Origin of the sequence: Enterobacter sp. E20, from assembly GCF_000801755.2 — a bacterium.
GTDB lineage: Bacteria > Pseudomonadota > Gammaproteobacteria > Enterobacterales > Enterobacteriaceae > Enterobacter > Enterobacter asburiae_B.
Window position 1 is genome coordinate 965,587 of the sequence record NZ_CP012999.1, and the last position, 11,918, is coordinate 977,504.

9 protein-coding genes are annotated in these 11,918 nt (G+C 58.2%); 7 read left to right on the plus strand and 2 right to left on the minus strand.

Annotated features, from left to right (window positions below; all coding sequences use genetic code 11):
• Positions 1-78 precede the first annotated feature (78 nt).
• The 3 genes from malZ to NI40_RS04485 all read left to right on the plus strand — a co-directional run bounded on the left by malZ (position 79) and on the right by NI40_RS04485 (position 5,982).
• Positions 79-1,896, plus strand: a complete 1,818-nt coding sequence (gene malZ / locus NI40_RS04475; RefSeq protein WP_045143102.1) for a maltodextrin glucosidase — start codon at positions 79-81, stop codon at positions 1,894-1,896.
• An 88-nt stretch (positions 1,897-1,984) separates the two neighbouring features.
• Positions 1,985-4,600 carry a DUF2339 domain-containing protein gene (locus NI40_RS04480; RefSeq protein ID WP_039263907.1) on the plus strand — a complete coding sequence of 872 codons (2,616 nt, stop codon included), beginning with the start codon at positions 1,985-1,987 and terminating at the stop codon, positions 4,598-4,600.
• Entirely contained in the window at positions 4,597-5,982 is a 1,386-nt protein-coding gene (locus NI40_RS04485; RefSeq protein ID WP_039263909.1) for a DUF3999 domain-containing protein, read from the plus strand. The genes NI40_RS04480 and NI40_RS04485 overlap by 4 nt, the downstream gene beginning before the upstream one ends.
• Positions 5,983-6,025: 43 nt before the next feature.
• Here the strand turns inward: NI40_RS04485 and NI40_RS04490 are convergent, their stop codons facing one another.
• Together NI40_RS04490 and acpH are read right to left on the minus strand one after the other, a co-directional pair.
• Positions 6,026-6,628, minus strand: coding sequence for a peroxiredoxin (locus NI40_RS04490; protein ID WP_014168840.1), 603 nt, complete (start codon positions 6,626-6,628; stop codon positions 6,026-6,028).
• 127 nt (positions 6,629-6,755) lie between these two features.
• Positions 6,756-7,337, minus strand: coding sequence for an ACP phosphodiesterase (gene acpH / locus NI40_RS04495; RefSeq protein ID WP_039263913.1), 582 nt, complete (start codon positions 7,335-7,337; stop codon positions 6,756-6,758).
• A 92-nt stretch (positions 7,338-7,429) separates the two neighbouring features.
• Here acpH and queA point away from each other — a divergent pair, with 92 nt between their 5' ends.
• From queA to secD, 4 genes are read left to right on the plus strand one after another with little or no spacing between them, the layout of a single operon-like run.
• Positions 7,430-8,500, plus strand: a complete 1,071-nt coding sequence (gene queA, locus NI40_RS04500; protein WP_039263914.1) for a tRNA preQ1(34) S-adenosylmethionine ribosyltransferase-isomerase QueA — start codon at positions 7,430-7,432, stop codon at positions 8,498-8,500.
• Positions 8,501-8,553: 53 nt separating this feature from the next.
• Complete coding sequence (tgt, locus tag NI40_RS04505) at positions 8,554-9,681, plus strand: tRNA guanosine(34) transglycosylase Tgt (protein ID WP_003859110.1); 1,128 nt, start codon at positions 8,554-8,556, stop codon at positions 9,679-9,681.
• A gap of 22 nt (positions 9,682-9,703) precedes the next feature.
• On the plus strand, positions 9,704-10,036 hold the full coding sequence (gene yajC, locus NI40_RS04510) for a preprotein translocase subunit YajC (RefSeq protein ID WP_003859109.1): 333 nt from the start codon (positions 9,704-9,706) through the stop codon (positions 10,034-10,036).
• Between the two features lie 27 nt (positions 10,037-10,063).
• Positions 10,064-11,911: a protein translocase subunit SecD gene (secD, locus tag NI40_RS04515; protein WP_071884810.1), complete on the plus strand. Its 1,848-nt coding sequence runs from the start codon at positions 10,064-10,066 to the stop codon at positions 11,909-11,911.
• Positions 11,912-11,918 lie beyond the last annotated feature (7 nt).

Consider the following 11,918-nt stretch of genomic DNA (forward strand, 5'->3'; position numbering starts at 1 on the left):
CAATAATCCCGAACGTGATGAGCTATCCTTAACCACCCTGTGGCAAGGTGACGTCAATTTCATCAAAGGGGATTCGTGATGTTAAACGCCTGGCACCTTCCGGTTGCCCCATTTGTTAAGCAAAACAAAGACAACCTTGTGATTACGCTCTGGCTGGCGGGGGAAAATCAGCCTGAACGCGTGACGCTCCGCGCCGAAATAGATAACGAAGAGACCGGCCTGAAAATGCACAAGCTGCGCAGCCAGCCGCAGCCGGGGATCACGGCGTGGCGGGCGAATATCGACCTGAATAGCGGGCAGCCGCGCCGTCGCTACAGCTTTAAGCTTTTGTGGAATAACCGCCAGCTGTGGTTTACCCCGCAGGGGTTTAGCCGTTTCCCGCCCGCACGGCTGGAGCAGTTTGCGGTCGATTACCCGGATAACGGCCCGCAGTGGGTTAACGATCAGGTGTTTTACCAGATTTTCCCGGACCGTTTTGCGCGCAGCGAAAAACGCACAGCCGACCAGGATAAGATCTATCACCACCATGCGGCGGGCCACGACATTATCCTGAAAGCGTGGGACGAGCCGTTAACCGCGCAGGCGGGTGGATCCACTTTTTACGGCGGCGATCTCGACGGCATCAGCGAAAAGCTGCCGTACCTGAAAAAGCTCGGCGTGACGGCGCTGTATCTCAACCCGGTGTTTAAAGCCCCGAGCGTGCACAAATACGATACCGAAGATTATCGCCACGTTGACGAACAGTTTGGTGGTGACGAGGCGCTGCTGCGCCTGCGAAAGAATACCCAAAACGAAGGCATGCGCCTGATTCTGGACGGCGTGTTCAACCACAGTGGAGATTCGCACGCCTGGTTTGACCGCCATAACCAGTCGATGGGCGGGGCATGTCATAACCCGGACTCGCCGCAGCGCGACTGGTACAGCTTTAACGAGGAGGGCCGTGCGCTGGACTGGCTGGGCTACGCGAGCCTGCCGAAGCTGGATTTCCAGTCGCCAACGCTCGTGAATGAAATCTACGGCAGTGAAGACAGCATCGTCCGTCACTGGCTGAAGGCGCCGTGGAATATGGACGGCTGGCGCCTGGACGTGGTGCATATGCTCGGTGAATCGGGCGGGGCGCGGAATAACCTTCAGCACGTCGCCGGGATTACGCGCTCGGCGAAAGCGGCCCAGCCGGAGGCGTTCGTCTTTGGCGAGCACTTTGGCGACGCGCGCCAGTGGCTGCAGAACGATGCGGAAGATGCGGCGATGAACTATCGCGGCTTTACCTTCCCGCTGTGGGGATTCCTCGCTAACACCGACATCTCCTACGATCCGAATCATATCGACGCTGAAACCTGCATGGGGTGGATGGAGAACTATCGCGCCGGTCTGTCCCATCAGCAGCAGCTGCGGATGTTCAACCAGCTCGATAGCCACGATACCGCCCGCTTTAAATCCCTGCTCGGCAAGGATGTGGCGCGTCTGCCGCTGGCGGTGACCTGGCTCTTCACCTGGCCGGGCGTGCCGTGCATCTATTATGGAGACGAAGTGGGGCTGGACGGCAACAACGATCCTTTCTGCCGCAAAACCTTCCCGTGGGAGCCAGAGAAGCATGACAAGGTGCTGTTCAGCCTGTATCAGCGGCTGGCAAAGCTGCGTAAGCAGAGTCTTGCCCTGCGCTACGGCGGCTGTCAGGTGGTCTATGCGCACGATAACGTCGTGGTGTTTGCTCGCGTCTATAACCAGCAGCGCGTGCTCGTGGCGATCAACCGGGGCGAGGCCTGCGAAGTGGTGCTGGATGATTCACCGCTGCTGAAGGTGGCTACGTGGAAGAATAAAGAGGGCAAGGCGACGATACAGGACGGCGTGCTGGCGCTGCCTGCGGTATCCGCGACAATCTGGTTCGGCAGTTAAGACCTGTTAATGTTTCCACCTTTTAAGATGGCGCAAATGCAACTATTTGTGTCAATCTTAACGGATCGTTTACGGTGAAGGTGGAAACATGGACGAGCTTTACATCCTTGGCTGTTTGTTCCTGGTTTTTGCGCTGGTGGTTGCGCCCGTGCTTGCGGTTATTGGCTTTAATCGAAGTACGGCGGCGCGACAGGAGATCGCCCGGCTACGCCAGCGCATTGAGGCGCTTGAGCAGCGCGGCGCGAATGAAATAGCGCCAGAGCCGGCGCAGGCCACCGCGCCGGTGGCTGTGACCGCGCCGGTGGTTGAGGATGCTTCCGCGCCTGTCGACCCCTGGCGTTCCGATACTCCCGCAGCCGTGGCAGAACCCGCTCCGGCCCCGACGCCTGCGGCAAAACAGCCTTCTGCCTTTGGCGGTATCCTGACGTCGCTGGCGCGCTGGTTTATGCAGGGTAATCCGCTGGCGAAGCTTGGGATCCTGCTGCTTTTCCTCGGTCTTTCATTCCTGTTGCGCTATACCGTTGAACATTCCCTGTTCCCGCTTGAGCTGCGCCTCGTGGCAACGGCGCTGTTTGCCATCGTTCTGCTGGCGGTGGGGTGGCGGCTGCGGCATAAGCAGCGTGTCTATGCGCTGATCCTCCAGGGCGGGGCGACCGGCGTGCTCTACCTGACGGTGTTTGGCGCATTCCGGCTCTGGCAAATGCTGCCGATGACGCTGGCCTTTGCGCTTCTGGTGGTGATTTGCGCCGCGAGCGTTGGGCTGGCCGTGTTGCAGAAAGCGCTGAGCCTGGCCATGCTGGCGAGCCTCGGCGGGTATCTTGCGCCGCTGCTGTTGTCCACCGGGGGCGGCAGCTTTGTGGCGCTGTTCTCATTCTATCTCCTGCTTTCCATCGGGATTCTCGCTATCAGCATCTGGCAGCACTGGCGCGAGCTGAACCTGCTCGGGCTGCTGTTTACGTTCGGCGTGGGCGGCCTGTGGGGGCTGAATGACTACCAGCCTGAAGACTATTGGGTCTGCCAGCTGTTCCTGATTGCCAATACGCTGATATTCGGCGTCCTGAGCGTGGCGCTGTCGCTGCGGGCGCAGGAGAAAGGGAAGCAGATTATCGACGGCGTGTTGCTGTTTGCCCCGCCGCTGATCGGTTTCGGGATGCAGTACGGCATGACCCGGCACTGGGAGTATGGCCCGGCCCTGAGCGCGCTGGGATACGGCGCATTTTATCTTACCCTCGCGTTCCTTGCGCTGCGGCGCTATCCCTCCATCGGACGACCGCTGGTCATGGCAGCGCTGGCAATCGGCGGCGGATTTGCCACGCTCGCCATTCCGCTGGCGCTGTCGGCGCGCTGGACGGCGATGGCCTGGGCGCTGGAAGGGCTGGGTATCCTCTGGCTGGGCGTACAGCAGCACCAGCGTCGCATGTGCTATAGCGGGACGGCGCTGCTGGTGCTGGCGCTCGGCAGCGCGCTGTGGGCGCAGACGAACGGCGTTACGTCCCTCAGCCTGCTGCTGATCTTCACCATCCTCAGCCTTTGCTGGCTGGCTGCGGCCTGGCTGTGGCGGACTCTCTTTCTGCCGGTCAGCCGGGCGCTGCTGGCAGGCGGGCTGCTGTTCTGGCTCGTGGCGCTATTGGGCGCATCGCGGCTGGCACTGACGAAGGAATTACCCATTCTGGCGGGCGTGCTGGCGCTGACGGCGGCGTCGGTCTGGGGCTGGCGGCAGGCGGCGGCTCGTCTGGCGTGGCGGGAGCTGGATGCCAGCAAATGGCTGCTGTGGCCGGTTATGCTGCTGATGGTGGGTTATCAGCTCTGGCACCAGCAGGTCGTTGCCGCCGGCTGGTCAAATCTCGCCTGGTGCGTAGCGCTTCCTGCCGCGCTGATGCTGCTGCGGCGCGACGGTGAAAGACTCCTGCCGCGCATCGCGATGGGGCTGCATTTGTCGCTGTTCTGGATGATTTTGCTGGCGCTGGCCGCGGAGCTTTACTGGTTTGCCCGTTCATTGCCGTGGGGCATGGCGGCCTGGGGCAGCGGACTGGCGATGGCAGCAGGCGGCGGGATGATTATGGGGCTCTCTGCAGCCGTACGGCGTCGGGGGTGGCCGTTCCGGGAGTGGCCTGCGCTCTACGCCTGCCTGGCACCGATCCCCGTGGTCGTGGCGCTGCTGGTACTGCTGGTGGTGACCAATTTCCAGGACGGCGTGGTCTATCGTCAGACCTGGCTGCCGCTGATAAACCCGCTTGAGGAAGGCGCGGCGTTCGCATTGCTGGGGCTGGTGGTCTTTTATCGGGCAGTGGATCGCTACTACCCGGCGTGGCTCTCGCAGGCCCGCCCGTGGCCTGCCGTCGCGATTATGGCGTTTGGCTTCTGGTGGCTTAACGGTGCGCTGATGCGCGCCCTGGCCTGGTACGGCGACGTGGCCTGGAATATGGCATCGCTGTGGGATTCGCGGCTTATCCAGACCAGTTTTGCTCTGTTCTGGATGCTGAGCGCGCTGGTGGTCATGATCCATGCCACCCGTCGGGCTTCCCGGCAGGAGTGGCTCTGCGGTGCCGCGCTGCTGGGCGTGGTGATGGTTAAACTGATGCTGGTGGACAGCGCGGGCGGAGGCGGTTTGTCGCGCGCGGTGGCGTTTATCGGCGTGGCGATACTGGTTCTGATCGTGGGGTATTTCTCCCCGCTGCCGCCCAAAACAGGAGATGAAAAATGAAATGGATGAAAGCGGTAGCCTGTACCGCGCTGCTGGCGCTTTCCGGCCCGGCGTTCTGCGACGAAGGACAAACGGAATCGCCACGGGACTATGCCTTTGGTCTTTCACTGGATACGTCTGTTCCTTCCCAGTGGTATCGGGTGATGCTGCCGCTCGCCGTCTATGAGCAAAGCACGTCGCCGGATCTGCATGATGTCCGCGTCTTTAACCAGTCGGGCGAGCCGGTTCCCTTCAGCCTGGTCAGTGCGACGCGTCCGCAGATGCCAGCGCAATCCACCGCGCTGCGCCTTTTCCCGCTGGACGCCTCGCCGCTTGCGGCTTCTCGAGGATCCGGTGATAGCGATAAGATCCTGCTTCGTTCCGGAAGCGGCGTTGAGATTGTGCTGGAGGGGCAAAAAGCCGCCGCAGCCGGGCAACATTATCTGCTGACCCTGCCGGAACAGGCGACGGGCGAGATCGCTATATCCCAGCTGCAGCTGCTCTGGAATACCCCGCAGACGCCGTGGCAGGGAACGGCGTCGGTCTATTACAGCGAGGATCTTAAGCGCTGGTATACCCTGCGCGAGGATATGCCATTGCTGGACGTCGTCAGCGGTCAGGATCGTCTTAAGCTCGATCGGATCGATACCGATACGGTTTTATCTCCCGATGCGAATCGCTATCTCATGGTGGTGCTGAATGCGCAGAGACAGGGGATAACCTTGACCGGCGTAAACGCAATCAGCGCACCTGCGCAGGCGGCCCCGGAAGCTATCGACCTTGAGGGGGAAGGGGAGCAGCTATCGACAAGCGAAGCACAGTGGCACTGGGCGCGCCCGCAGCCGCTGAGTGCTGTCAGCCTCTCACTGAATGGCGATGGCGTCCTTCCCGTGGAGATCGCGTGGCGGAGTACGGAAAAAGACGCATGGCATCCTCTGAAGAAAGAGGTCCTTTACCGTCTTGAGGGAAAAACGTCGCCACCGGTTTCGCTTAACGGGGGGCTGGTGCAGGCCGTGAAAATCACGACGCTGAATGCGCGTCTGCCAGAATACCTGCCGGGCGTCACGGGACATCGCGACCGCTATGACCTGGTGTTCAACGCGCAGGGGAAAGCGCCGTACGTACTCGCCTGGGGCAACGGTGCCGCGAAGCCTGCCAGCGTGGAGCCCGGCATGCTGATCCCGTCCGACCTGCGCAAGACTTATGATATGGCGAACCTGCCGCAGGCCGACATGCTGGATGATGTCGCATTAGGCGGCCAGGAGCGTCTGACCGCTACCTCTGCGGCCGAGCGGGAGAGCAGGATGAACACGCTGCTGGTATGGGGCGTGCTGATTGCGGGAGTGATTCTGCTGGCGGGCATGGCCTGGCGTATCTGGCGAGAGACGCAGCGTAAGGCATAAAAAAAGGCCCGCATAAGCGGGCCTTTTTCGTAAACCGTGCCGATTACAGGCTGGATACGTTCTCAGACAGGTATTTAGCAACGCCGTCTGGAGACGCGTTCATGCCTTCTTTACCTTTTTCCCACTGAGCCGGGCACACTTCGCCGTGCTCTTCGTGGAACTGCAGCGCGTCAACCATGCGCAGCATTTCGTCGATGTTACGACCCAGCGGCAGATCGTTCACAACCTGGTGACGAACGATGCCGTTTGCGTCGATCAGGAAGGAACCACGCAGCGCAACGCCAGCGTCCGGATGTTCGATACCGTAAGCCTGCTGGATTTCGCGTTTGATGTCCGCAACCATTGCGTATTTCACCGCACCGATGCCGCCTTTGTCGACAGGGGTGTTACGCCATGCGTTGTGTACAAATTCAGAGTCGAAGGAGACGCCAACAACTTCCACGCCACGCTTCTGGAATTCTTCATAACGTTTGTCGAAGGCAATCAGCTCAGACGGGCAAACGAAAGTGAAGTCCATTGGCCAGAAGAACAGAACGGTCGCTTTACCGTTGGTGTGCTGTTTGAAGTTGAAGTTTTCAACGATTTCACCGTTGCCCAGAACTGCTGCAGCTGTAAAATCCGGAGCCGGACGAGTTACCAGAACCATATGATTCTCCTGTAGATACTAAGGTTATTTGGAACGCAACGCGAGCCAGTATAGAGAGTGTTCATGGATAAGACAAAGAGGTGGTGACAATCGTTCCGCCAGCTTTTACCTATCAATGTGAATTCTGTCAGAGCTGTTTGTTTTTCGCCTGCACCATCATCCGCGGGTAAAACTGCCAAAAACGCGCTTCCAGCGCATCGTAATGTTCATCCAGGTCATACCAGGAGTCGCGCAGCGCATCCAGTCGCGGTCGGCGGCTTGCCATTCCATTCAACACGTTCTGGATGAAATCCATCTCGCGATAGCGCTCCAGCCAGCGTTCCGACCACAGATAGTTATTCAGATTCACAAAGCGCGGCGGCGAGTCGGGCAGAATGATCGACACCTGCTGGTGGGCATAGCGCACAAACGCCGGCAAGGGCATCTCCGGCGACAGCTGTTCCCAGTGGCGCGACAGAAAGTGATCCCACATCACGTCGAGCGTGATCGGCGCAACGCGGCGCGTTTCAGGGCGAAACCACGCTTTGGCTTCCGTCACTTCCGGTAGCTTATCCGTCAGCACGTCGATGCGGCGGTGCATGAAAATCCCGTCGACAACCTCCGGGGAATAGTCCTCAGCGGGGTTGCCGCGTACGAAATCGGCCAGCAAATTGCCGGGCAGGGAGCTGTCAGCGAGGTGAGCGAGATGCAGGTGAGCGAGAAAATTCATGCGTTTTATTTGTCCGGGGGCGGCTAGTTGTTGCAGCAAAAGGGTGTGAGCACTAGACTATGCCGCCTGTTTTTAAGTCACGAGTATACGTCATGCGCGTCGCCGATTTCTCCTTTGAACTACCTGAATCCCTGATTGCTCACTATCCCATGCCTGAGCGCAGCAGCTGTCGCTTACTGTCACTGGATGGGCCAACGGGCGAGCTGACGCACGGTACTTTCACCGATTTGCTCGACAAGCTCAACCCTGGCGATCTGCTGGTCTTTAATAATACCCGCGTGATCCCGGCGCGCCTGTTTGGCCGTAAAGCCAGCGGCGGCAAGATTGAAGTGCTGGTCGAACGTATGCTCGATGATAAACGTATTCTGGCACATATTCGCGCGTCTAAGGCGCCGAAGCCGGGCGCTGAACTGCTGCTGGGCGATGATGAGAGCATCAAAGCGACCATGACCGCGCGCCACGATGCGCTGTTTGAGGTGGCGTTCGATGACGAACGCACGGTGCTCGATATCCTGAACGCCATCGGCCACATGCCGCTGCCGCCGTATATTGAGCGTCCGGACGAAGAGGCCGACCGCGAGCTGTACCAGACCGTCTACAGCCAGAAGCCTGGCGCCGTCGCTGCGCCGACCGCGGGCCTGCATTTTGATGAGCCGCTGCTGGAGAAACTGCGCGCGAAGGGCGTGGAGATGGCGTTCGTGACGCTGCACGTCGGCGCGGGAACCTTCCAGCCGGTGCGCGTGGACAGCATTGAAGATCACATCATGCACTCTGAGTATGCCGAAGTGCCTCAGGATGTGGTGGATGCGGTGCTGGCGGCGAAAGCGCGCGGTAGCCGCGTCGTGGCGGTCGGTACAACGTCCGTGCGCTCACTCGAGAGCGCCGCGCAGGCGGCGAAGCGCAATCTTATCGAGCCGTTCTTTGGCGATACGCAGATCTTTATCTACCCGGGCTATCAGTACAAAGTGATTGACGCGCTGGTGACCAACTTCCATCTGCCTGAATCGACGCTGATTATGCTGGTGTCGGCATTTGCCGGTTATCAGAACACGATGGCGGCCTACAAGTCTGCGGTAGAACAAAAATATCGCTTTTTTAGCTACGGGGACGCGATGTTTATCACGTACAATCCGCTGGCTTTGAATGAGCGTGTCGGGGAATAAGTCCGCGGCACCGTTTTACAACGTTGGACTGTTTTTCTGACGTCGGAGAAAAAATGAAATTTGAACTCGATACCACCGATGGCCGCGCGCGTCGCGGTCGCCTGGTGTTTGATCGCGGCGTGGTGGAAACCCCCGCGTTTATGCCTGTGGGCACGTACGGCACCGTAAAAGGGATGACGCCGGAAGAAGTAGAAGCCACTGGCGCGCAGATTATCCTCGGCAACACCTTCCACCTGTGGCTGCGTCCGGGTCAGGAGATCATGAAGCTCCACGGCGACCTGCACGATTTCATGCAGTGGAAAGGCCCAATCCTGACCGACTCCGGCGGCTTCCAGGTCTTCAGCCTGGGCGATATCCGCAAGATCACCGAGCAGGGCGTACACTTCCGTAACCCGATCAACGGCGATCCGATTTTCCTCGATCCCGAAAAATCGATGGAGATTCAGTACGATCTCGGCTCTGACATCGTGATGATCTTCGACGAATGTACGCCGTATCCGGCCGACTGGGATTACGCAAAACGCTCCATGGAGATGTCTCTGCGCTGGGCGAAGCGTAGCCGTGACCGTTTTGACTCGCTGCAGAACAAAAATGCACTGTTCGGCATTATCCAGGGCAGCGTTTACGAAGATTTACGCGATATCTCTGTTAAAGGTCTGGTAGAGATAGGTTTTGATGGCTACGCTGTCGGCGGTTTGGCTGTGGGTGAACCGAAGGAAGACATGCACCGCATTCTTGAGCATGTCTGCCCGCAAATCCCGGCGGATAAACCACGATACCTGATGGGCGTGGGTAAACCAGAAGATCTGGTTGAAGGCGTACGCCGCGGCATTGATATGTTCGACTGCGTCATGCCAACCCGCAACGCGCGTAACGGTCATTTGTTCGTTACCGATGGCGTGGTGAAAATCCGTAACGCGAAGCATAAGAGTGACACCAGCCCGCTCGATTCCGAGTGCGATTGCTATACCTGTCGCAATTATTCTCGCGCGTATCTGCATCATCTCGATCGTTGCAACGAGATTTTGGGCGCGCGTCTCAATACCATTCATAATCTTCGTTATTATCAGCGCTTAATGGCTGGTTTACGTAAGGCTATCGAAGAGGGTAAATTAGAGAGCTTCGTGACCGATTTCTACCAACGTCAGGGGCGGGATGTTCCACCGTTGAACGTTGATTAATTTTAATAATGAGGGAATTTGAATGAGCTTTTTTATTTCTGATGCGGTAGCGGCAACAGGTGCTCCAGCGCAGGGCAGCCCGATGTCTCTGATTCTGATGCTGGTTGTGTTCGGTCTGATCTTCTACTTCATGATCCTGCGTCCACAGCAGAAGCGCACCAAAGAGCACAAAAACCTGATGAACTCCATTGCCAAAGGCGATGAAGTACTGACTAACGGTGGTCTGGTGGGTCGCGTAACCAAAGTGGCTGAAAACGGCTACATTGCTATCGCCCTGAACGACACCACTGAAGTGGTCATCAAACGTGACTTCGTAGCTGCCGTTCTGCCGAAAGGCACCATGAAGGCGCTGTAATCCCAACTTTTCCCAAAGGGAACTGCCGTGTTAAACCGTTATCCTTTGTGGAAGTACATCATGCTGGTCGTCGTGATTCTCGTCGGCCTGCTGTATGCGCTTCCCAACCTGTATGGTGAGGATCCGGCTGTTCAAATCACTGGCGCGCGCGGTGTCGCCGCCAGTGAGCAAACGCTGATCCAGGTCCAGAAAACGTTACAAGAAGAAAAAATTACCGCTAAGTCTGTGGCTCTGGAAGAGGGTGCAATTCTTGCTCGCTTCGACACCACCGACACGCAGCTCCGCGCTCGCGAAGCGCTGATGGGCGTGCTGGGTGACAAATACGTCGTGGCGCTTAACCTTGCCCCTGCAACCCCGCGTTGGCTGGCTGCGATGAAAGCAGAGCCAATGAAACTCGGTCTTGACCTGCGTGGCGGCGTTCACTTCCTGATGGAAGTAGATATGGATACCGCGCTTGGCAAGCTGCAGGAACAGAATATCGACAGCCTGCGCAGCGATCTGCGTGATAAAGGCATCGCTTACACCACCGTGCGTAAAGAAGATAACTACGGCATGAGCATCACGTTCCGCGACAGCGCGGCGCGCGATCAGGCTGTAGATTACCTGACTCAACGTCACCGTGACCTGGTGATCACCTCTCAGGGCAGCAACCAGCTGCGCGCGGTGATGACCGATGCGCGTCTGAAAGAAGCGCGTGAATATGCCGTTCAGCAGAACATCAACATTCTGCGTAACCGTGTAAACCAGCTGGGCGTGGCTGAGCCGCTGGTACAGCGTCAGGGTGCTGACCGTATCGTGGTTGAACTGCCGGGTATCCAGGATACCGCGCGTGCGAAAGAGATTCTGGGTGCGACTGCAACCCTGGAATTCCGTCTGGTGAACTCCAACGTCGATCAGTCCGCTGCTGCCGCAGGGCGTATTCCGGGTGACTCCGAAGTGAAACAGACCCGCGAAGGTCAGCCAGTTGTGCTGTACAAACGCGTGATTCTGACCGGTGACCACATCACCGACTCCACCTCGAGCCAGGACGAATACAACCAGCCGCAGGTTAACATCTCGCTGGATAGCGCGGGTGGTAACATCATGTCTAACTTCACCAAGGACAACATCGGCAAACCGATGGCGACCCTGTTCGTGGAGTACAAAGACAGCGGTAAGAAAGATGCAAACGGTCGTGCGGTGCTGGTGAAAGAGGAAGAGGTGATTAACATCGCCAACATCCAGTCTCGTCTGGGTAACAGCTTCCGTATTACCGGTATCAACAACCCGAACGAAGCGCGTCAGCTTTCTCTGCTGCTGCGTGCCGGTGCGCTGATTGCGCCAATTCAGATTGTTGAAGAACGTACGATTGGTCCAACTCTGGGTATGCAAAACATCCAGCAGGGTCTGGAAGCGTGTCTGGCCGGTCTGGTGGTCTCTATCCTCTTCATGATCTTCTTCTATAAGAAGTTTGGTCTGATTGCGACCTCCGCGCTGATCGCCAACCTGGTGCTGATCATCGGCATTATGTCCCTGCTGCCGGGGGCGACGCTGACCATGCCGGGCATTGCAGGTATCGTTCTTACCCTTGCGGTGGCGGTCGACGCCAACGTACTGATTAACGAACGTATCAAAGAAGAGTTGAGCAACGGTCGCTCTGTTCAGCAGGCGATTGACGAAGGCTATAAAGGCGCGTTCAGCTCCATCTTCGATGCGAACGTAACAACACTGATTAAGGTTCTTATCCTGTATGCAGTGGGTACTGGCGCGATCAAAGGCTTTGCGATTACAACCGGTATCGGTGTCGCAACGTCAATGTTTACCGCTATTGTCGGCACCCGTGCCATCGTGAACCTGCTGTACGGCGGCAAGCGCGTCAAAAAGCTGTCTATCTGAGGAGTGC